Origin of the sequence: Burkholderia aenigmatica (assembly GCF_048627025.1) — a bacterium.
GTDB lineage: Bacteria > Pseudomonadota > Gammaproteobacteria > Burkholderiales > Burkholderiaceae > Burkholderia > Burkholderia aenigmatica.
Genome location: NZ_CP184468.1, coordinates 2,492,661 through 2,514,508 on the forward strand (window position 1 = coordinate 2,492,661; position 21,848 = coordinate 2,514,508).

Consider the following 21,848-nt stretch of genomic DNA (forward strand, 5'->3'; position numbering starts at 1 on the left):
GCGCGCGCGTCGGTCAGTCACGTCTGGTCGGGTGCGATCTTCAGCACGCCAGCGTCGAGCAATTGCTGCTGGAGCGCGGGATCGACGCCGAGGCGATCGAGCACCGCGCGCGTGTCGCCGCCCAGCGCGGGCGGCGGCGAACGATAGGTGGCCGGCGTGCGCGACAGCTTCACCGGCGACGCCGTGCCGCGATACGCGCCGATCTCGACGAACAGGTTTCGGTGCAACGCATGCGGATCGTGCGCGACGTCGGCCACCGTGCGCACCGGCCCGCACGGCACGCCGGCCGCCATCAGGTCGCGCGCGAGCGGCTCGCATGCGTGCGCGGCGAGCCGTGCTTCCAGTTCGGCCTTCAGCTCGGGCCGGTGCGCGCAGCGGCTGCGGTTGTCGACGAAGCGCGGATCGCTTGCGAGCGCCGGCACGCCGAGATGCGCGACGAGCCGCGCGAACTGCCGGTCGTTGCCGATCGCGAGAAAAATCGGCACGGTCGCCGTGCGATAGCTGTCGTACGGCGCGATGTTCGGATGCGCGTTGCCGCTGCGCTCCGGCACGCGCCCGGAGCCGAAGAAGTTCGGCAGGTGCGGATGCAGCAGCGACACGCCGCAGTCGTACAGCGCGATGTCGATCGACTGCCCGCGCCCGCTCTTCTCGCGCTCCGCGAGTGCCAGCAGGATGCCCGCGAGCGCGTTGAGGCCCGTGACCATGTCGACGATCGGCAGACCGATGCGCGTCGCATCGCCGTCGCGCTCGCCGTTGACGCTCATCAGTCCCGCCATCGCCTGGATCACCGCGTCGTAGCCGGGCAGCCCGCCAAGCGGGCCGCCTTCGCCGAAGCCCGTCACCGCGCAGTGGATCAGGCGCGGGAAGCGTGGCTGCAGGTCGCGCGCGTAATCCATCCCCCAGCGCGCGAGCGTGCCGGGCTTGAAGTTCTCGACGAGCACGTCGGCCTCTTCGAGCAGGCGCCACAGGATCGCGCGCCCCTCGTCGCGCGACAGGTCGAGCGCGAGCCCTTCCTTGTTGCGGTTGACGCCCATGAAATACCACGCGGTATCGCCGAGGAACGGCGGCCCCCAGCCGCGCGTCTCGTCGCCGTCCGGCGGCTCGATCTTGACCACCGTCGCCCCGTGGTCGGCGAGCGCCTGCGTGCAGTACGGGCCGCCGAGCACACGGCTCAGGTCGACGACCTTCAGGCCGTCCAGTGCGCCACGCGTCGGGCTCATCGTTCGACCTCCGGCAGCAGGTCGAGCGCGGTATCGAGCGCGATCGGCGTGCCGCGCAGCAATGCGCCGTACGCGGCCGATTCGTCGTCGCGCGACGCCGGTGCGAGCGGATCGACCGGCAGCAGCTTGTGGCGCACGATCAGGTGCGCGAGCGCGAGCCGCCGGAAATCCGGCGCGAGCCGCACGCCCTCGCAGGCCATCAGCACGGCCGCGCTCGCGTAGTACAGCGCGGACGCGGCCTGCCGCACGCGTGCGTCGTCGCCTTCGGCCGCGACCCGCGCGAGCGCGTCGCAGGCGCGCGCGAGAATGCGCCGCAGCGCTGCGCGGCTCGCATCGGGCAGCGGCGCCGCGCCGAGGCGATCGCCGAGCAACGCGCGCAGCGCATCGAGCGCCTGCTCGCGCTGCGCGGCCCGCGCGACGTCGAGCGCGACGATGTTGCTCGTGCCCTCCCAGATCGAGCCCAGATGCGCATCGCGCACGACGCGCGCATCGCTCCATTCCTCGATGTAGCCGGTGCCGCCGCGCACTTCCATCGCATCGCCCGTCACGCGCCGCGCATCGCGGCACGCGCGGAACTTGATCAGCGGCGTCAGGATCCGCACGCAGCGCGCGGCCTGCTCGTCGCCCGCATCAGCCTGCGGCAGCAGCAGCGCGATCTGCATGAACATCGCGCGGGCCGCCTCGGCCGGCAGCAACATCTTCAGCAGCTGCCGCTGCATCAGCGGCATGTCGATCAGCTTGCGGCCGAACGCCTCGCGATGCGTGGCGACGTGCAGCGCCTCGTTCAGCGCACGCCGCATCAGCCCCGCCGCGCGCACGCCGTTCGACAGCCGCGACAGATTGATCATGTCGGCCATCTGGTGGAAGCCGCGGCCGATCTCGCCGATCAGGAACGCCTGCGCGCCTTCGAGCGTGATCTCGCCGCTCGCCATCGAGCGGCTGCCGAGCTTGTCCTTCAGCCGCACGATCCGGTAGCGGTTGCGCGTGCCGTCCGGCAGCGTCTTCGGCAACAGGAACAGGCCCAGCCCCTTGATGCCGTCCGGCGCGCCGTCGGGACGCGCGAGCACCATCGCGAGATCGGCGTCCGCGTTCGAGCAGAACCACTTGTCGCCATGCAGGCGCCACACGGTCTCGCCGTGCGCGTCCGTCTCACGCGTTGCGCGCGTCGTGATGCGGCCGACGTCGGACCCGGCCGCCTGTTCGGTCATGAACATCGCGCCCTGGTACAGCGTGTCGAAATCGCGCGACGCAAGCATCGGCAGGTAGCGCGCGACCAGCGCCGGATCGCCGTGACGGCGCAGCGTGTGCGTCAGCGAATCGGTCATGCTGACCGGGCAGCACAGCCCGAATTCGGCCTGCACGAACAGGAACGTCAGCGCGTACTTGACGAGCGGCGGGACGGATTCGGACCCGTGGCTCAGCGACGCGAGCCCGAGTTCGGCATACGCGACGCGTTCGAGCGCGACATACGCGGGATCCTTGTCGATCCGCTGCACGGCCTCGCCGCGCCGGTTGCGGTGCTCGAGCACGGGCGGGTGCTTGTCCGCGCGCGACGCCCATTCGTCGAGCTCGCCCGACACGCGCGCGCCGAGCGCGTGCAGCCGCGGCGCCAGCCCGGCATAGTGCGCATCGCCGAGATGCAGCTTCAGCAACGCGCCGAGATCGGGATCGACCGTGAAGAAATTGATGCCCCGGCTGTCGGGGATATTGGATGCGCCGGCGTCCGGCGTGCGAGCGGTGTCGTTCATGCGTGCGTCTCCAGGGTTGCCTGCACGTCGGCTGGCGGCGGCGCCGCGGCGCCTCGCCAGTCCCGTGCAAAGCCTTCCGCAGAGCGTAGGCGCGCGATCGATAAGCGTCCAATACAGGATTTATCCGGTACGATAGATATCGCTTATCGATGCCGACGCCGCGAGGAGACACCATGGAACTGAGGCAGTTGCGCTACTTCGTGGCGGTCGCCGAGGAACTGCATTTCGGGCGCGCGGCAAAGCGCCTGTTCATCTCGCAGCCTGCGCTGAGTTTCGACATCCGCAAGTTCGAGGACGCGCTCGGCGTGCAGCTGTTCTCGCGCACCAACAAGACCGTCGCGCTGACCAACGCGGGCGAGGTGCTGCTCGGCGAAGCGCGCCGGCTGCTGCTGCAGGCGGCCGAGGCCGAACGCCTGACGGTGCGCTCCGCGTCCGGTCTCGCCGGCCGGCTGCGGATCGGCTTCGTTCATTCGATGCTGTATCGCGGGCTGCCCGATGCCGTGCGGCGCTTCGAGGCCGACTATCCCGGTGTCGAGGTCGTGCTGAGCGAAATGAACACGCAGGCGCAGGTGCAGGCGATCCAGCGCGGCCAGATCGATCTCGGCTACGCGCACTGGGGCCACTTCCCGCCCGAGGTCGAATCGACGCCCGTCTATGCGGAACCGTTCGTGTGCTGCCTGCCGGCCGCGCATCCGCTCGCGAAGCGCAAGCAGGTCGCGCTCGCCGCGCTGGCCGCCGAACCGTTCATCCTGTTTCCGCGCGAAGCGGCGCCGCACTATCACGACCTGATCATCGCGCAATGCGTAAACGCCGGCTTCAGCCCGCTGATCCGCCACGAGGCACGGCTGTGGCAGACGATCCTGTCGATGATCGAGTTCGGAATGGGGATCGCGCTCGTGCCGCGCGTGCTGCAGCAGGTGAAGAGCGACCGGCTCGCGTTCCGGCCGCTGAAGGATGCGTCGCTCGAATCGCGCACGCTCGCACTGAAGCGCAGCGGCACGGCCGAACCGGTTGCGCTGCGTTTCGCCGACTACGTGCGTGCATCGATCGACGCACTGCCCGCGCTCGCGGGCTGAGTGCACGGCCCGACCGCTACCTCACGACTTCGCGTCGGGCTGGAGTACCGGCTGCGCGCGCCGATACCACACCGCGTACACGACCGACAGCGCAACCAGGAACGGAATGCCGAAGATCAGCGTCATGTGGAATTCGGCGGTGAAGTAGGTCGTCACCATCACCGCGAGCATCAGGCCCGCGCCGAGCAGCGTCAGCAGCGGAAAGCCGCGCATCCGGAACGCGGGCGCCGGCAGGCCGAGCGCCGCCCGGCGACGCCGGAAACAGTAGTGCGTGACGAAGATCATCATCCACGTGAACAGCGCGCCGAACATCGACACCGCCATCATGATCGTGAACGACGCGTCCGGATACAGCACGCTCAGCACGGTCGCCAGCGCGATGCCGAGCGTCGACAGCATCAGCGCGCCGAACGGCACGCCGCGCGCGTTCACTTCCCCGAGCGCCTTCGGCGCATGCCCCGCGCGCGACAGGCTGAACATCATCCGCGTCGTGATGTAGAGCTGGCTGTTCATCGCGGACAGCGCGGCGATCAGCACGACGAAGTTGATCAGCCCGGCCGCGCCCGGCAGGTGGATCGCCTCCATCACTTTCACGAACGGGCTTTCGTCGCGCCCCGCCGCCGTCCACGGCACGATCGCAAGCATCAGCGCGAGCGTGACGAGGTAGAACAGCACGAGCCGCACGATCGTCGAGCGGAACGCACGCGTGACCGCGCGCTCGGGATCCTCGGCTTCGCCGGCCGCGACCGCGATCATCTCGATGCTCAAGTAGCTGAAGATCGACACGATCACCGCGACCCACGTGCCCCACGCCCCCTTCGGAAAGAAGCCGCCGTGATCCGTGTAATGGTGGAATCCCGCGCGTGCCGCACCGTCGCCGACCAGCCCCGGATTGCCGAACACGACATAGGCGCCGAGCAGGATGAAGCCGACGATCGCCGCGATCTTCACGACCGAGAAGCCGTACTCGACCGCGCCGAACACGTCGACGCTGCGCGCGTTGACGAACACCAGCAGCGCGGAGAACCCGACGATCCACAGCCAGCCCGGCACGCCCGGGAACCAGTACTTCATGTACAGCGCGATCGCAGTGACCTCGGTGCCGACCGCCAGCACGATGCACGCCCAGTATGCGTAGCGCACGAGGAATCCGGCCCACGGGCTCACGTAATGTTCGGCATACGCGCCGAACGACCCGGAGGTCGGGTGCGCGACCGTCATCTCCGCGAGACAGCCCATCAGCAGCAGCGAGATGAACGCGCCGATCGCGTAGCTGACGAGCACGCTCGGGCCCGCGAAGCCGATCGCGAAGCCGCTGCCGAGAAAGAGACCGGTGCCGATGGCGCCGCCGATCGCGATCATCGTCATCTGCCGTGCGGAAAGCGTGCGGCGCAGCCCTTGCTCGCGCGCCGCGATATGCTGGAATTGCCCTTCTGGTTGCATCGAGTGACCTCGTTCGAAAGCGATTGTCCGGTCGGAACGTCAACGGCGCGCGGGCCGGCGCCGGACCGGCCGGCCGCCGCGCGCCGCGTGCTCAGAACATATGGCGCAGGCCGGCCGCAACGCCCGTCTGGTTGCCGCGTCCGGGCATTTCCGTGAACGCGCCGCCCGTCACGCGGTTGTAGTCGACCGTCGCGTAGACCTGCGTGGCCTTCGACAAAGCGTACTCGGCCTCGAGCACGCCCGTATAGCGCTTGCCGCCGTTACCGGCGACGCCGTTGACGTTGCGGATGTCGTCGTAATACGCGACGCCCGTCACCGACACGGCCGGCGTGACCTTGACGCTCGCGCCCGTATAGAAGATCGCGTCGCGGCGCGGGTTGTCCGCGAACGCACCGTAGGTCACGTCGCGGCCCGGCGCGTTCAGCAGTTGCTGGTCGAGCATGCCCGTGCGGTCGATACCGCCGAGATAGCCCGCGTACAGCGTCGCCGCGCCGAACGCGTAGCGTGCGCCCGCGCCCCACGCCTGCTGCGCGCGGCTCGTCAGGTCGCGCACCTGCTGGTACGTCGCGCCGACCATCAGCCCGCCCTGCGTGTACGACACGTGCGTGCCCCAGTACGCATTCGCGCCGAGGCTGCCCGCGACGCCGCCGAAGCCGTAGCTCGCGCCGACGTTCAGCCCGCCGAACGTGCCGTCGTAGCTGACGACGTTGCTCGCACGCCCTTGCGTGAGGAAATACGGCCACATGTTGGCCGTGTAGTTGCCGACCGTCAGCGGATCGAGATCGCCGAACAGGTTGAACGCCTCGGTCGCCTGGCGGCCGAGCTTCACGGTACCCCAGTCGCTCGCGAGGCCGACATACGCGTAGCGGCCGAACAGCGCGCCGTCGAGCTGCCCGTTCTGCGGCTCGAAGCCGCTCTCCAGCTGGAAGATCGCCTTCAGCCCGCCGCCGAGCGCCTCACTGCCCTTCAGCCCCCAGCGGCTGTTCGTGATCGCGCCGTTGGTCATCTGCACGCTCGCATCGTTCGATGCGTCGGCATGCGTCGTATAGCGAATGCTCTGGTCGACGATCCCGTACAGCGTCACGCTGCTCTGCGCCATCGCGCCGCTCGCGGCAAGCGCACCCGCCACCATTGGCAGTGCGAATCGATGGATTGTCCTCATGTTCTCCTCCAGTCCTGTTGTCGTTTATCGATGATTGTGTGACTGCACACCGCGCAATGCGGTGTTCCTGCTAGATGCGTGCCGCGGGCAGCGCGACGTACGCGACGAGTTCGACGCGCATCGCCGGATGCGCGAAACCCTGCACGCCGACGCACGTCCGGTTCGGATACGGCTCGCGGAAGTGGCGCCGGTATTCGGCATCGAATTCGGGCATCGCCTTCACGTCGGACAAGTAGACGAGCACCTGTGCGACGTCGTCCATCGTCGCGCCGGCCGCCGCGACGGCCTTCGCGAGATTCGCGAGCGTGGTGCGCGCCTGTTCGGCCATCGTGTCACCGGCAATCGCACCGGACGCGTCGACCGGCCCGTGCCCCGTGAACATCAACCCGCCCGCGCGGGTCGCCCACGAGAACGGTTGTGCGAGCTGCGGCAGGTCGACCGGGATCGTTTCAGCCATCGTGTCCTCCTTCGGATCGGGGTCGGGAAATTCAGGCAGCCCGCCGCGACGCGCCGCCGAGCACCTCGGCGATCGCGTTCGCGACGTGGTCGACGTTCGCATCGTTCAGGCCCGCGATGCACATGCGCCCCGAGCGCAGCAGATAGACGCCGTGCGACGCACGCAACCGGTCGACGTCGGTCGCGGCCATGCCCGTGTAGCTGAACATCCCGCGCTGCGTGACGAGTGCGTCGAACGCGCGGTCCGGCAGCCGCGCATCGAGCCGGGCCTTCAGTTCGCCGCGCATCCGCTTGATGCGCGTGCGCACCTGCGCGACCTCGCCTTCCCAGCGCACGCGCAGCGCGTCGTCGTTCAGCACGGTCGACACGAGTTGCGCGCCGAACAGCGGCGGGCTCGAATAGGTGCGGCGCACGCCGGCCTGCAACTGGCTCAGCACCGTCGCGGCCTCGCCCGCGTTCGCGCAGACGACCGACAGCCCGCCGACGCGCTCGCCGTACAGCGAGAAGTTCTTCGAGAACGAATTGCTGACGATCGCGGGCAGCCCGGCATCGACGATCGCGCGCACGGCCCACGCGTCGTCGGCGAGACCGTCGCCGAACCCCTGGTACGCCATGTCGAGGAACGGAATCAGTCCGCGCCGCGCGAGCACGTCGATTACCGCGCGCCATGCGTCGCGACCGAGGTCGAGCCCCGTCGGGTTGTGGCAGCACGGCTGCAGCAGCACGACGCTGCGCGCCGGCAACGCATCGAGCGTGGCAAGCATCGCGTCGACGCGGATGTCGTTGCGCAATGCGTCGTAGTACGGATACGTGTGCACGTCGAGGCCGGCGGCCGAGAAGATCACGCGGTGGTTGTCCCACGTCGGGTCGCTGATCCAGATCGCGCTGTCGGGGAAATAACGCTTCACGAATTCCGCGCCGAGCCGGATCGCGCCCGATCCGCCGAGCGTCTGCAGCGTCGCGATGCGCCCTTGCGCGAGCGCCGCGCAGTCGTCGCCGAACACGAGGCGCTGCACGCCCTGCCGGTACGCGGCGAGCCCTTCCATCGGCAGATACGTGTGCGGCGCACCGGCATCGCGTAGCTGCGCGGCCGCGATGCGCGTGCTGTCGAGGACCGGAATCCGGCCCGCGTCGTCGTAGTAGAGGCCGATGCTCAGGTTGACCTTGTGCGGATGCGCATCCTGCTGGAATGCCTGGAACAGCGACAGGATCGGATCGCCCGGGTAGGCGGGAACGTGTTGGTACATGGCGGAATGACGGTAAAGGTTGAAGGCGGCGGACCAACCGGCGGCACCACGTTGCGTCGGGATGAGCGGCCGGGACATGGGGCGCATGTTATCGAGGACGAAATAGAATGAGCTTCACTTTTCGATGACGAACCGATCCGATTGCAGTAGAGTCTGCGGATCTCATCTCAAAATTCACCGGATTCTGCGAAATGACTCTGGATCGAACCGACATGCGGATCCTCCGGCACCTCGAACGGGACGGACGCATCAGCAATCAGGACCTCGCGAACGCGGTCGCGCTGTCGCCGTCGGCATGCCTGCGGCGCGTGAAGCTGCTGGAGGAACGCGGCGCCATTGCCGGGTATCGCTGCACGATCGAGCCGAAGAAGGTCGGTGTCGCGTTCGAGGCGCTCGTGCATGTGTCGATGCGGCCGGACGTACCCGAGTGGCACGACCGGTTCGTGGAGGCGATCCAGCAGTGGCCGGAGGTCATCGCGGCGCAGATCGTCACGGGCGGGTCGAACTACGTGCTGACGGTTCGCGCGCGCGATCTCGATCACTATTCGGATTTCGTGATCAACCGGCTGCACCGCGCCGCGGGCGTGATGTCGATCAACTCGAGCATCGTGCTCGCGACGCTCAAGCGCGACGGGTCGATCCTCGATCTCGTTGAGCCGTCGACGGCCGGCTGACCGGTCGTTGCGCGGGTCTGAAAAATATTTGCAGAAAGTCCTTTACAGACCCCAAAATTCCTGACATAATCTTTTCTTCTTTGGGCGGTTAGCTCAGCGGTAGAGCACTGCCTTCACACGGCAGGGGTCACTGGTTCGATCCCAGTACCGCCCACCAAAGAATTCAAGGCCCTGCGTCTCACGACGCAGGGCCTTTTCGTTTTGGCGTCGCGCTTGCCTCTCGGCGCGCACGCAATGCCGCGCCGGCTTACTGCGCGCGCCCCACCCGCTCCGCCGTCGCATCGAACGCGCGCTTCGCCTTGTCGACGATCTCGTCGACCTCCGCTTCGCGAATCACCAGCGGCGGCGATAGCAGCATCCGGTCGCCGGTCGCGCGCATGATCAGGTTGCCGTTGAAGCAGAAGTCGCGGCAGATCGTGCCGATATCGACATTCGCGCCGAACCGCTCGCGCCGGTCCCGATCACGCGCAAGCTGCACGCCCGCGACCAGCCCCGCTCCCGCAATCTCCCCGACGATCGGATGAGCGCCCAGCGCATCGCGCAGCCGGCGCTGGAAGTACGGCCCGATGTCGTTCTTCACGCGCTCGACGATCCCTTCGTCGCGCAGCAGCTTCAGGTTCGCGACCGCGACGGCCGCCGCGACCGGGTGGCCCGAGTATGTGAGGCCGTGGTTGAATTCGCCGTTATCGATGATCGGCCGCGCGACGCGCTCGTGAATGCCGACGGCACCCATCGGCACGTAGCCCGACGTGAGGCCCTTCGCCATCGTGATCAGGTCCGGCTCGAAGCCGAAGTGCTGGTGTGCGAACCATTCGCCGGTGCGGCCGAAGCCGCCGATCACTTCATCAGCGACGAGCAGGATGTCGTACTTGCGGCAGATCCGCTGGATTTCCGGCCAGTACGTCGACGGCGGGAAGATCACGCCGCCCGCGCCCTGGAACGGCTCGCCGATGAACGCGGCGACGTTCTCCGCGCCGAGTTCGAGGATCTTCGCTTCGAGCTCCTGCGCGCGGGCCAGGCCGAACGCTTCCGGCGTTTCGCCGGCCGCCGCTTCGCCGAAGAAATACGGCTGGTCGATGTGTACGATGTTCTCGACCTTCGATGGCATCTGCTCGTGCATGTAGCCCATCCCGCCGAGCGTGCCACCGGCGATCGTCGAGCCGTGATAGCCGTTCTTGCGCGAGATCACGTACTTCTTCTGCGGCTGGCCCTGCACGCGCCAGTACTGGTGCACGAGGCGCAGCACCGTGTCGTTGCCTTCCGAGCCGCTGTTGCAATAGAAGAAGTGGTTGAAGCCCTTCGGCGTGACTTCCGCGAGCATCGCGGAGAGTTCGATCACCGGCGGGTGCGTGGTCTTGAAAAACGTGTTGTAGAACGGCAGTTCCTGGAGCTGGCGATACGCGGCGTCGGCAAGTGCCTTGCAGCCGTAGCCGACGTTCACGCACCAGAGGCCGGCCATCCCGTCGATGATCTTGTTACCGTCCGAGTCCCACAGGTAGACGCCATCAGCCTTCACGATCACGCGGCTGCCCGCGTGGTTCAGCGCGCCCATGTCGGAGAACGGGTGGATGTGGTGTGCGGCGTCGAGCGCGCGGTAATCCGCGGTCGAATGCGGTGAGAAGGCTTCGTTTCGATCGGTCATGTTTCCTCCGGAAAACAGTGCCGCACGCTCACACGTGCAGCAGCAGATGCCTGCGTTCCCACGAGCTGATCACGCGGAAGAACGCTTCGTATTCGGTGTCCTTCAGCGCCAGGTAGGCTTTCACGAACTTGTCGCCGAGAATGCCGGCCAGCGGCGTGCAGGCCGCCATCAGCGAGATGCCCTCCTCGAGATTGCGCGGCAGTTGGTACGGCAGCTTGTAGCCATCCGACGCGATCGGCTCGGTCGGTGCAAGCTGTTGCGTCAAGCCGAGATAGCCGGCGGCGAGCGTCGCCGCGAACGCGAGGTACGGATTGCAGTCGACGCCCGGAATCCGGTTCTCGATGCGGCGCGCCGACGGGCCCGACTGCGGAATGCGGAAGCCGACCGTACGGTTGTCGTAGCCCCACTGCACGTTGATCGGTGCAGCCATGAAGCGCGACAGCCGGCGATACGAGTTGATGTACGGCGCGAAGATCGGCATCAGCGCGGGCGTGTACTTCTGCAGCCCCGCGAGGTAGCTGTGGAACATCGGCGACACTGCGCCGTCTTCGTTGGAGAACAGGTTGCGCCCCGTGCGCGCATCGGCCAGGCTCTGGTGGATGTGCATCGCGGAGCCCGGCTCGTCCTGCATCGGCTTCGCCATGAAGGTCGCGTACATGTTGTGGCGCAGCGCCGCCTCGCGCACCGTACGCTTGAACAGGAACACCTGGTCGGCGAGCGACAGCGCATCACCGTGTACGAAGTTGATCTCCATCTGCGCGGCGCCGACCTCGTGGATCAGCGTCTCGATATCGAGGCCCTGCATCTCGCAGTATTCGTAGATGTCCTCGAACAGCGAATCGAACTCGTTCACGGCTTCGATCGAATACGACTGCCGGCCGGTCTCCGCGCGCCCGGTGCGGCCGACCGGCGGACGCAGCGGCAGGTCCGGATCGGCGTTCATGTCGACGAGATAGAACTCGAGCTCGGGCGCGACGACCGGCTGCCAGCCTTTCGCCTTGTACAGATCGAGCACGCGTCGCAGCACGTAGCGCGGCGAGATCTCGACCGGCGAGCCGTCGAAGTGCACGCAGTCGTGGATCACCTGCGCGGTCGGATCGACGGCCCACGGAATCAGGCAGATCGTCGACGGATCGGGCACGCACACCATGTCGGGATCGGTCACGCCGGTCAGCGTACCGTCCTCCGGATAGTCGCCGGTGACGGTCTGCACCATCACGGCCTGCGGCAAGCGCATCGATTCGCCGGATTCGAACTTGTTGCGCGGGATGATCTTGCCGCGCGCGATGCCGGCCATGTCGGGAATGATCGCCTCGACCTCGGTGATGCGATGCTGTCGCAGGAATTCGCTCAGTTCGGGTTCCATGATCGGCCTCTATCAGTCGACGTCGGATGCGGCCGGCGACGGCATCGCGCCACCGGTTGCATGAATGCGATGCGTCATGCGCGCGCGGCACGCCGCGCCGAATGCCGCGAAGATGTCGCGCGACAGCGGCTGTTCCGCGTAGCGCCATTCGGGGTGCCACTGCACGCCGAGCGCGAACGCGCGCGCGCCGCGCACGCTGACGGCCTCGACCAGTCCGTCAGGCGCACTGGCTTCGACGACGAGCCCCGCGCCGAGTTGCGCAATGCCCTGGTCGTGCAGCGAATTGACCGTCGCCTCCTGCGCACCGCGCGCGACCCGCTGCAGCAGGCCGCCGGACGCGAACTGCACGACGTGCGCCGGGCCGTACTGCCGTTCAAGCGGATCGGCCGGCCGCTCGCGATGATCGTCGAAGCCGGTCGTCGCGTGCAGCCGCTGGTGCAGCGTGCCGCCGTACGCGACGTTCAACTCCTGCATGCCGCGACAGATCGCGAGCACGGGCACGCCCGCTTCGATCGCCGCGCGGATCAGCGGCAGCGCGGTCGCGTCGCGCGCGGGATCGTGCAGCGTGTCGGGCGCGCTCGCGGCGCCGCCGTAGTGATGCGGCTCGACGTTCGAATAACTGCCGGTCAGCAGCAACCCGTCGACCGCCGCGACGATCGCGTCGGCCGGCTGGCGCGCGCCGAGCGCGGGCAGCACGAATGCAAGCGCGCCGGCGCCATCGACGAGCGCGGCCAGGTACTTCTCCCCCGCCGTGTGGTTCGGATGCGCACCGCGCAGGATGCGGTCGGCGGTAACGGCTACGATCGGGCGCGGGCGCATGGGTATCTCTCCGGTAATCGCGCGCGACGCGTTCGCACGCGGGACGATGAGGGTTCGTGCCGGCGCCGCGCGCGTGCACCGCGACGCGGCGCATGCTCACACGCGATCCTGCCGCGCGGACGATGCGGCAACAGGCGGTGCGACCCGGAACGGAAGCGGAAAAGGACGCTAGGGCAACAACGATGCGCTGCCGTCGCACTGGACCGCGCTGAACACGTGCGCGGTCACGAGATTGAAGCGGCGCAGGCCGCGATGGGAAATGGCGAAGAAGCGAGGCTCGCGTAAAAAGGCGGCACGCGTGCCGCGATCAGCATGCCGGATCGGCCCGGCCTGAGGCGGCGCGCCCGCCGACGGACTTCGCGTCCGGCGTATCGAAGGGCTGGCGGCTTTCACGATCGTACTCGACTGACTGATGAATGCAGGACACGTGTCGCGATGAAGCGCATGCGGCAATGCCGCGCGGCGACACGTCGGCAAGGTGTCTCGCAGTGCATGCCGGCGCGGTGCGGCCACGATCGATGGCCCCGCCGCCGGTGCGCGCGTGACGACTTCCTGACATTCAGCTTATATCACCTAAAAATTGCGTCAAATTTTCAGGTGCCGATGAAGGCATCGATCAGACGAAAAAAACGGCATCGATCGCGTGGATCGATGCCGTGTTGTGCATTGCATCGGTGCGGCGCACTGCATGCCGGCGGGGTGCGACCCACCTGCTCCGCCGCGCTGCCGCATCCGTGCGGCCCGGGCTCAACGATGCGCGAGCGCGGTTTCGACGAGCGTCTGCAATAGCGGCACAATCCGCGCCGCGCGCGTTTCGTCATACGCGTAAGGACGCGTCTCTTCCATGTAGGTGATCTGCGAGAGCTCGAGCTGCACGGCCTCGACGCCGGTATCGGGCACGCCATAGTGACGCGTGATGTAGCCGCCCTTGAAGCGCCCGTTCGCGACCGCCGTATAGCCGCCGTGTTCGAGCACGCGCGCGGCCAGCGCCTCTGCGAGACCCGGTGCGGCACTCGCGCCGCTCGACGTCCCGAAGTTGAAGTCCGGCAGGCGGCCGTCGAAGAAGCGCGGCACGTGCGAGCGGATCGAATGCGCTTCCCACACGAGCACGCGGCCGTGCTCGTGCTTCAGGCGCGCGACTTCGCTTTGCAGCGCGTCGTGATACGGCAGCCAGTAGCGATCGCGGCGACGCATGATCTCGTCGTTGCCGGGCAGTGCGTTCGCCGGATACAACGGCGCCTTGTCGAACGTATCGACCGGCACGAGCCCCGTCGTGTCCTGCCCCGGGTACAGGTTCTCGTTGTCGGGCGGACGGTTCAGGTCGACGACGTAACGCGCGTGCGACGGCACGAGGACCGATGCGCCGAGGTCGGCCGCGAATCCGTACAGCCGTTCGAGATGCCAGTCGCAATCGTCGACGAAACGCGCATCGTCCGCCATCGTCGCGGCGATGTCGTCGGGGATGTGCGTGCCTGCGTGCGGAATCGAGATCAGCAGCGGCAGCGTGCCCTGCTTCAGCGTGAATACAGCCGGTTGTTCAGTCATGTCGCATCACCGTTGGAGGTCTGCCGGCGCACGCATGCAGCGTGCGCCGGTTGCGCGCGTCAGCGCAGCAGTTGCGCCAGCGCGGCGCGGTAGTCGGCATACGCGACGGCTTCGTCGCGATGGCGGCGGCCGCTCACGACGCGCTCGCCGCCCGTGTAGACGTCGAGCACCGGCGTCTCGCCATGCTCCGCGAACACGATACCCGACATCCACGACGAGCTGTCGTGTTCGGCGATCGCCGGATGATCGGGATCGAGCACGAGCCAGTCGGCGCGGCAGCCTTCGCGCAGCGCACCGACACGCCGCCCGCTGGCCTGCGCGCCGCCCGCGAGCGACGCGTCGAACAGGCGATCGGCGACATGCGCCTGCGTGTCGCTCGCCAGCACGTTGCGCGCGCGGTGCACGAGCCGTTGCCCGTATTCCAGCAAGCGCAACTCCGAGCGCCAGTCGACCGACGCGTGGCTGTCCGAGCCGACGCCGATCACGCCGCCCTGCGCAAGATAGTCGACGGCCGGGAACACGCCGTCGCCGAGGTTCGCTTCGGTCGTCAGGCACAGGCCGGCAACTGCACGACGCTTCGCGAGCGCGGCCGTTTCGGCTGCGTCGACGTGCGTCGCGTGCACGAGACACCAGCGCGCATCGACGTCGAAGCGATCGAGCAGCCATTGCACCGGGCGCGCGCCGTACGCACGCACGCAGTCGTCGACTTCGGCCGTTTGTTCGGCGATATGGATATGCACGGGCGCATCGTCGGGCAACCCGTCGAGCAGCGCGCGCAAGCCGTTCTCGGATACCGCCCGCAGCGAGTGCGGTGCAACGCCGTAGCGCAGCCCGCCGTGCTCCGGTGCCGTGCGACGCATCGCGTCGAGCAGTTCGAGCAGACCGTCGGGCGTGTTGATGAACCGGCGCTGGTCGTCGCGCGGCGGCTTGTTGCCGAAGCCGGCGAACTGGTACGACACGGGCAGCATCGTGATGCCGATGCCGGCCGCGCGCGCGGCGTCGATCACACGCGTGCCGAGTTCCGCGATCTGCGGATAACGCGAGCCGTCCTGCGTGTGGTGCACGTAGTGGAATTCGCACACCGACGTGTAGCCGCACTTGAGCATCTCGACATACAGCCAGCGTGCGATCGCCGCGAGCGCGTCGGGCGTGATCTTCAGCGCGAAGCGGTACATCAGGTCGCGCCAGCTCCAGAAGCTGTCGGACGGATTCGCGCGGTATTCGGTGAGCCCCGCCATCGCGCGCTGGAATGCGTGCGAATGCAGGTTCGGCATGCCGGGCAACACCGGCCCTGCCGCACGCGCGACGCCCGCGGGTGCGTCGGTGTCGGGCGTCACGCCGGTCAGCGTGCCGGCCGCGTCCCAGCGCAGCAACACATTGCGGCGCCAGCCGTCGGGCAGGTACGCATGGTCCGCGAACAACAGGGTGTCGGTCATTCTGATTCCTTGTCGAGCGGCCGGATCACGCGCTAACGTGCCCGGCCCGCTGCAAAACTATCCATTCATCCGGCGAAACACGGTCGTGCCGCCGCGTACGACCTGCTCGCACAGCGGCCGGCCGATCCAGTAGGCGAGCTCCGCCAGCGAGCCGACCGACCAGGCGGCGAAGTCGGCCTGGCGGCCGACCTCGAGCGCGCCGTGGCGATCCGCACGGCCGAGCGCCGCGGCCGCATGGCGCGTGACGCCCTGCAGCACTTCGGGCACCGTCATGCGGAACAGCGTGCAGCCCATGTTCAACGTCAGCAGCAGCGATTCGAGCGGCGACGTGCCGGGGTTGTGATCCGTCGCGAGCGCGATCGGCACGCCATGCTTGCGCAGCAGTTCGATCGGCGGCAGTTGCGTCTCGCGGATGAAGTAGTACGCGCCGGGCAGCAGCACGGCAACCGTACCGGCCGCCTTCATCGCCTCGATGCCGGCTTCGTCGAGAAATTCGAGGTGATCGGCGGACAGTGCGCGGTAGCGCGCGGCGAGCGCCGTGCCGCCCGCGTTCGACAGTTGCTCCGCGTGCAGCTTCACGGGCAGCCCGCGCCGCGTCGCGGCCTCGAACACGCGCTCGGTCTGCGCGAGCGAAAAGCCGATGCGTTCGCAGAACACGTCGACCGCGTCGACGAGCCCCTCGTCGGCCAGCGCCGGCAGCATCCGGTCGCACACTTCGTCGATATACGCATCCGCGCGGCCCGCGTATTCGGGCGGCAGCGCATGCGCGCCAAGAAAGGTCGTGTAGACGCTGACCGGGAAGCGTTCGCCGAGCTGGCGCGCGACGCGCAGCATCTTGCGCTCGCTCGCGAGGTCGAGCCCGTAGCCCGACTTGATCTCGATCGCGGTCACGCCTTCGGCGAGCAGCGGCTGCAGGCGTGCGGCGGCCTGCACGAACAGCGTCGTCTCGTCGGCCGCGCGGGTCGCGCGCACCGTCGACACGATCCCGCCGCCCTGCCGCGCGATTTCCTCATAGCTGACGCCCGCGAGACGCTGCGCGAATTCGTCGGCACGCGTGCCGCCGTACACGAGGTGCGTATGGCAGTCGACGAGGCCCGGCGTCACCCACGCGCCGTGCAGATCCTCGCGTTGCCAGTGGGCATAACCGTGCGGCAGCGCGGACATCGCGCCGAGCCAGACGATCGTGCCGGTTTCGTCGACGGCGATCGCCGCGTCGTCGATCGTCTCGTCGGGATGGCCGTGCGGACACAGCCTCAGGTGATGCCAGACAGTCGATTTCATGCGTTCAGTCTCGTTCGCCGATGGCGAGCGACACGGCGAGCAACGCGCCGCTACCGCTCACGACGACGTCAAACGCACGCCGCGGCCCGTCGAGCCGCAGCGTGTCCATTTCTTCCAGTGTGTAGCGTGCGCCGTCGATTTCAACGGCAGCCTCGCCGGCCGCGCAATACAGCAGCACGGTATCCGCGCGCTCAATGCGGTGCGCACCTGCGCGCCATACGTCGAGCGCCCCGCGCGCAGCCGAACGGCGCGTCATCAGGTTGAAGTCGCGCGTCGCGCCGTCGTGCAGCGTCGCGTCGATCGCCGCCTCGCCCGCAAAATCCGCGCGGGCCAGCGGTGCATCGAGCACGTGGCGTGCGCCACCTTCCTCGGCGAGCGTCATGCCCGCGCCGGACAGCAGCACGAGCGTGCGGTCGATTCCGTCGAAACGCGAGAACGGCCCGGCCGTGCCGACGTCCGCGACGCTCACGCGCCACGCGAACGCGTCGAGCGCAGCGCCCGGCGGGAACGCGCCGATTTCGCGCGTCACGCCACCGCCGTTCTTCCATGGCGACGCGACGAGATCCGCTGCGCGGATCATCGTCGCGTTCACCGGCGCCTGGTGGAGCGCCGTCATGCTCAGCGGCCGAGCATCGGCAGCTTCAGGCCGGCTTCGCGGGCCGTCTGCTGCGCGAGTTCGTAGCCGGCATCCGCATGGCGCATCACGCCCGTCGCCGGGTCGTTCAGCAGCACGCGGCCGAGACGCTCATGCGCTTCGGCGGTACCGTCGGCGACGATCACGACGCCCGAGTGCTGCGAGAAGCCCATGCCGACGCCGCCGCCATGGTGCAGCGACACCCACGATGCGCCGCCTGCGGTGTTCAGCAGTGCGTTCAGGAGCGGCCAGTCGCTGACTGCGTCCGAACCGTCCTTCATCGATTCCGTCTCGCGGTTCGGGCTGGCGACCGAACCGGTGTCAAGGTGGTCGCGGCCGATCACGATCGGGGCCTTCAGTTCGCCGTTCTTGACCATCTCGTTGAACGCCTGGCCGAGGCGATAGCGATCCTTCACGCCAACCCAGCAAATACGTGCCGGCAGGCCCTGGAACGCGATGCGCTCACGCGCCATGTCGAGCCAGTTGTGCAGATGCGGATCGTCGGGGATCAGCTCCTTCACCTTCTGGTCGGTCTTGTAGATGTCTTCCGGATCGCCCGACAGCGCGACCCAGCGGAACGGGCCCTTGCCTTCGCAGAACAGCGGGCGGATATACGCCGGCACGAAGCCCGGGAAGTCGAATGCGTTCTCGACGCCCATTTCCAGCGCCATCTGGCGGATGTTGTTGCCGTAGTCGAGCGTCGCCGCGCCGCGTTCCTGCAGCGCCAGCATCGCGCGCACCTGGACGGCCATCGACTGCTTCGCGACCTTCACGATGCTCTGCGGATCGACCTTCTGCGCTTCGCGCCATTGCGCGACGGTCCAGCCTTGCGGCAGGTAGCCGTTGATCGGGTCGTGCGCGCTCGTCTGGTCGGTCACGCAATCCGGCGTGATGCCGCGCGTGACGAGTTCCGCGAACACGTCGGCCGCGTTGCCGAGCAGGCCGATCGACACCGGCTTGCCGTCGCGCTTCGCTTCCTCGATCATGCCGAGCGCTTCGTCGAGCGTCGTCGCCTTCTTGTCGACGTAACGCGTCTTCAGGCGGAAATCGATGCGGGTCTCGTCGCATTCGACCGCGATCATCGAGAAGCCGGCCATCGTCGCGGCCAGCGGCTGCGCGCCACCCATGCCGCCCAGGCCGCCCGTCAGGATCCAGCGGCCCGACGGATCGCCGTTGAAGTGCTGGTTCGCGACCGAGAAGAACGTTTCATAGGTGCCCTGAACGATGCCCTGGCTACCGATGTAGATCCAGCTGCCGGCCGTCATCTGGCCGTACATCATCAGGCCCTTGCGGTCGAGCTCGTGGAAGTGATCCCAGTTCGCCCAGTGCGGCACGAGGTTCGAGTTCGCGAGCAGCACGCGCGGCGCATCCTTGTGCGTGCGGAACACACCGACCGGCTTGCCCGACTGGATCAGCAGCGTCTCGTTCTCTTCCAGATCCTTCAGCGATGCGAGGATCTGGTCGTAGCATTCCCAGTTGCGCGCCGCGCGGCCGATGCCGCCGTACACGACGAGCGCATGCGGATGCTCGGCGACTTCCGGGTCGAGGTTGTTCTGGATCATCCGGTAGGCCGCTTCGGCCAGCCAGGTCTTGCAGACTTTCTCGTTGCCGCGCGGCGCGCGGATCGTGCGCGTCGGATCGAGACGGGGATCGATGTGTTTCGGATGGTTCATGACGACTGCTCCCGAAGGAAAATGACTATCAAATAGGAATCAGAAATGCCCGGTGAAGCGGTATCGGCTGCCGGGATGCCACAGATTCGCCACCGAGGCGACGACGCCCTGCGACCAGGTGCGTCGATGTAAAACCAGACACGGCTCGACGTCGTCCATCCGCAGCTGCTCGCGCCGCTCCGGCGCCGGGGCCGCCGCTTCGATCCGGTACTCGACGCGCTGCAGCGGAGCCGCGCGCATCAGGTACAGGTTCGGCGTCGTGTTCGTGAAATCCTGCTCGGCGTAATCCGGCGCGACCGCCGGATTCACCCATCGTTCTTCGAGCTGCACGGGCTCGTCATTCTCGAAGTGCAGCACCTGCGAATGAAACAGCTTCGTGCGCACGGCCACCTGCATCTCGTCGGCGATCGCCTCGTCGGCACGGATCGTGTCGAGGCCGAGCACGCTGGCGTGATACGCATGCCCGCGTGCGCCGACTTCTTCCGAGATGCTGCGAATCGCCACCAGCGTCGATTCGTACTTCGGCCGCGCGACGTAGGTGCCCGCGCCCTTCATGCGCGTGAGCACCTGCTCGGCCGTCAACTCGCGCAACGCGCGGTTGACGGTCATGCGCGCCACCTTGAATTCGCGCGCCAGCTCGTTCTCGGACGGCACCTGGTCGCCCTCCTCCCACTCGCCTGCGTGGATGCGGGCCAGGATGAAGTCCTTGATCTCCTGGTAGACCGGCGCGCTCATGGGCTTACTGTTCCGATGCGAACGAGAACGGCGCAACCTTCGCGAACGCACGCTCGCCGACCAGCTTCGCGATCACGGCGATGTCCGGTGCGAAGTAGTGGTCGAGTTCGTAGTGCGCGACCTTGCCGCGGATCGTTTCCATCACGGGCGCCAGCTTCGGGCTCGTGTGGTACGGTGCGCGCAGGTCGACGCCTTGCGCGGCAGCCAGCAGTTCGATGGCGAGGATGTGCTTCGTGTTGTCCGCGATGTCGGCGAGCTTGCGCGCGGCGAACGTCGCCATCGACACGTGGTCTTCCTGGTTAGCCGAAGTCGGCAGCGAGTCGACCGATGCCGGGTGCGCGAGCGTCTTGTTTTCCGATGCGAGCGCGGCAGCCGTCACGTGCGCGATCATGAAGCCCGAGTTCACGCCGCCGTCCCTCACGAGGAACGGGGGCAGGCCCGACAGCGTCGCGTCGATCAGCAGTGCGATGCGGCGTTCGGCCAGTGCGCCGATTTCCGATGCGGCCAGCGCGAGGTTGTCGGCTGCGAACGCGACGGGCTCGGCGTGGAAGTTGCCGCCCGACAGCACTTCGCCCGTATCCGGGAAAATCAGCGGGTTGTCCGACACGGCGTTCGCTTCGACCAGCAGCACGTCGGCTGCATGGCGCATCTGGTCCAGACACGCGCCCATCACCTGCGGCTGGCAGCGCAGGCTGTACGGATCCTGCACCTTGTCGCAATCGCGGTGCGACTGGTTGATCGGCGAGCCTTCGAGCAGGTCGCGATACGACGCCGCTGCGTCGATCTGGCCTTGATGGCCGCGCAGTTCATGAATGCGTGCGTCGAACGGCTTCACCGAACCGGCAGCCGCGTCGACCGACAGCGCGCCCGCGACGAGCGCGGTGCGGTACAGGTCTTCGATCGCGAACATGTTGTCGAGCGCCAGCGCGGTCGATGCCTGCGTGCCGTTCAGCAGCGCGAGGCCTTCCTTCGCCTGCAGCGTCAGCGGCGCGAGGCCCGCGACGCGCAGACCGTCGATCGCGCTTGCACGCTCGCCGCGGATGAACACTTCGCCGACGCCCAGCAGCACGGCCGACATGTGCGCGAGCGGCGCGAGGTCGCCCGATGCGCCGACCGAGCCCTTCACCGGGATCAGCGGCAGCACGTCCGCGTTGTACAGCTTGATCAGCGCGTCCATCACTTCGCGACGGATGCCCGAGTGGCCGCGGCCGAGGCTCGACAGCTTCAGCGCCATCAGCAGGCGCACCGACGAGCGCGCCATCGGCTCGCCCACGCCGACTGCGTGCGACAGCACGAGGTTCTTCTGCAGCAGTTCGAGCTGGTCGTGCGGGATGTGCGTGCTGGCCAGGCGGCCGAAACCGGTGTTGATGCCGTAGGCCGGCTCGCCCTTCGCAGCGATGTCGGCGACGGCCTTCGCGCCGGCGTCGATCTTCGCGAAGCTGGCCGGGTCGAGCGCGAGCTGCACGGATTCACGTGCAATCTGGCGCAGTTGCGGGAGGGTCAGGTGGCCGGGGGTCAACGTAATCATGTGAGCAATCCTGTCTAGACAAGTTCGGAATGGATTGAAGTGTAGCCACGCCAACTTGTCTAGACAACCAGTATTTCACCGATTTCGACTTGGGAGTTTCCCTGATGCCCGGTACGGCCCGCCGGATCGGCCCGTGTGATCCGGCGCTTAACAGTTGTTGCAA

19 protein-coding genes and 1 tRNA gene are annotated in these 21,848 nt (G+C 67.7%); 3 read left to right on the forward strand and 17 right to left on the reverse strand.

From position 1 onward, the window contains the following. Positions 1–17: 17 nt before the first annotated feature. Positions 18–1,220, reverse strand: coding sequence for a CaiB/BaiF CoA transferase family protein (locus ACN8ZM_RS11620; RefSeq protein WP_420210008.1), 1,203 nt, complete (start codon positions 1,218–1,220; stop codon positions 18–20). Continuing rightward, a complete protein-coding gene (locus ACN8ZM_RS11625; protein ID WP_043190419.1) occupies positions 1,217–2,968 on the reverse strand; it encodes an acyl-CoA dehydrogenase family protein in 1,752 nt (583 codons plus the stop codon). The genes ACN8ZM_RS11620 and ACN8ZM_RS11625 overlap by 4 nt, the downstream gene beginning before the upstream one ends. A 173-nt stretch (positions 2,969–3,141) precedes the next feature. Here ACN8ZM_RS11625 and ACN8ZM_RS11630 point away from each other — a divergent pair, with 173 nt between their 5' ends. Then, a complete protein-coding gene (locus tag ACN8ZM_RS11630; RefSeq protein ID WP_089450900.1) occupies positions 3,142–4,044 on the forward strand; it encodes a LysR family transcriptional regulator in 903 nt (300 codons plus the stop codon). A 21-nt stretch (positions 4,045–4,065) separates the two neighbouring features. On the opposite strand, the gene ACN8ZM_RS11635 is transcribed toward ACN8ZM_RS11630, so the two are convergent. From ACN8ZM_RS11635 to ACN8ZM_RS11650, 4 genes are all read right to left on the reverse strand, one after another. Beyond that, positions 4,066–5,487, reverse strand: a complete 1,422-nt coding sequence (locus tag ACN8ZM_RS11635) for an amino acid permease (RefSeq protein WP_420210009.1) — start codon at positions 5,485–5,487, stop codon at positions 4,066–4,068. A gap of 91 nt (positions 5,488–5,578) precedes the next feature. Beyond that, entirely contained in the window at positions 5,579–6,649 is a 1,071-nt protein-coding gene (locus ACN8ZM_RS11640; protein WP_420210010.1) for a porin, read from the reverse strand. A 70-nt stretch (positions 6,650–6,719) separates the two neighbouring features. Beyond that, on the reverse strand, positions 6,720–7,106 hold the full coding sequence (locus ACN8ZM_RS11645; RefSeq protein WP_420210011.1) for a RidA family protein: 387 nt from the start codon (positions 7,104–7,106) through the stop codon (positions 6,720–6,722). A gap of 31 nt (positions 7,107–7,137) precedes the next feature. Next, the gene (locus tag ACN8ZM_RS11650; RefSeq protein ID WP_420210012.1) at positions 7,138–8,352 is read right to left on the reverse strand and encodes an amino acid aminotransferase; all 1,215 of its coding nucleotides are present in this window, start codon (positions 8,350–8,352) and stop codon (positions 7,138–7,140) included. A 191-nt stretch (positions 8,353–8,543) separates the two neighbouring features. Between ACN8ZM_RS11650 and ACN8ZM_RS11655 the strand changes: the two genes are divergently transcribed. Together ACN8ZM_RS11655 and ACN8ZM_RS11660 are read left to right on the forward strand one after the other, a co-directional pair. Beyond that, the gene (locus ACN8ZM_RS11655) at positions 8,544–9,026 is read left to right on the forward strand and encodes an Lrp/AsnC family transcriptional regulator (protein WP_043190434.1); all 483 of its coding nucleotides are present in this window, start codon (positions 8,544–8,546) and stop codon (positions 9,024–9,026) included. Positions 9,027–9,108: 82 nt separating this feature from the next. Beyond that, a tRNA-Val gene (locus ACN8ZM_RS11660) sits at positions 9,109–9,183 on the forward strand. 90 nt (positions 9,184–9,273) lie between these two features. Here ACN8ZM_RS11660 and ACN8ZM_RS11665 read toward each other — a convergent pair. From ACN8ZM_RS11665 to hutH, 11 genes are all read right to left on the reverse strand, one after another. After that, positions 9,274–10,668, reverse strand: a complete 1,395-nt coding sequence (locus ACN8ZM_RS11665) for an aspartate aminotransferase family protein (RefSeq protein WP_420210013.1) — start codon at positions 10,666–10,668, stop codon at positions 9,274–9,276. 28 nt (positions 10,669–10,696) lie between these two features. After that, entirely contained in the window at positions 10,697–12,034 is a 1,338-nt protein-coding gene (locus ACN8ZM_RS11670; RefSeq protein WP_043190440.1) for a glutamine synthetase family protein, read from the reverse strand. A 12-nt stretch (positions 12,035–12,046) separates the two neighbouring features. Beyond that, positions 12,047–12,853 (reverse strand): gamma-glutamyl-gamma-aminobutyrate hydrolase family protein, encoded by an 807-nt coding sequence (locus ACN8ZM_RS11675; protein ID WP_043190443.1) that lies wholly within the window; start codon positions 12,851–12,853, stop codon positions 12,047–12,049. 168 nt (positions 12,854–13,021) lie between these two features. Beyond that, positions 13,022–13,246, reverse strand: coding sequence for a hypothetical protein (locus ACN8ZM_RS11680; RefSeq protein WP_080741814.1), 225 nt, complete (start codon positions 13,244–13,246; stop codon positions 13,022–13,024). Positions 13,247–13,600: 354 nt separating this feature from the next. Next, entirely contained in the window at positions 13,601–14,398 is a 798-nt protein-coding gene (gene hutG, locus ACN8ZM_RS11685; RefSeq protein ID WP_420210015.1) for an N-formylglutamate deformylase, read from the reverse strand. A 59-nt stretch (positions 14,399–14,457) separates the two neighbouring features. Continuing rightward, on the reverse strand, positions 14,458–15,834 hold the full coding sequence (locus tag ACN8ZM_RS11690; RefSeq protein WP_420210016.1) for a formimidoylglutamate deiminase: 1,377 nt from the start codon (positions 15,832–15,834) through the stop codon (positions 14,458–14,460). A gap of 57 nt (positions 15,835–15,891) precedes the next feature. Further along, complete coding sequence (gene hutI, locus ACN8ZM_RS11695; RefSeq protein WP_043190451.1) at positions 15,892–17,115, reverse strand: imidazolonepropionase; 1,224 nt, start codon at positions 17,113–17,115, stop codon at positions 15,892–15,894. Between the two features lie 4 nt (positions 17,116–17,119). Then, positions 17,120–17,731, reverse strand: coding sequence for a HutD family protein (locus ACN8ZM_RS11700; RefSeq protein WP_420210017.1), 612 nt, complete (start codon positions 17,729–17,731; stop codon positions 17,120–17,122). Positions 17,732–17,733: 2 nt separating this feature from the next. Further along, positions 17,734–19,422, reverse strand: a complete 1,689-nt coding sequence (gene hutU, locus ACN8ZM_RS11705) for a urocanate hydratase (RefSeq protein WP_043190455.1) — start codon at positions 19,420–19,422, stop codon at positions 17,734–17,736. A gap of 39 nt (positions 19,423–19,461) precedes the next feature. Beyond that, entirely contained in the window at positions 19,462–20,157 is a 696-nt protein-coding gene (gene hutC, locus ACN8ZM_RS11710; RefSeq protein WP_043190458.1) for a histidine utilization repressor, read from the reverse strand. Between the two features lie 4 nt (positions 20,158–20,161). Then, the gene (gene hutH, locus ACN8ZM_RS11715) at positions 20,162–21,685 is read right to left on the reverse strand and encodes a histidine ammonia-lyase (protein WP_420210018.1); all 1,524 of its coding nucleotides are present in this window, start codon (positions 21,683–21,685) and stop codon (positions 20,162–20,164) included. Positions 21,686–21,848: the final 163 nt, after the last annotated feature.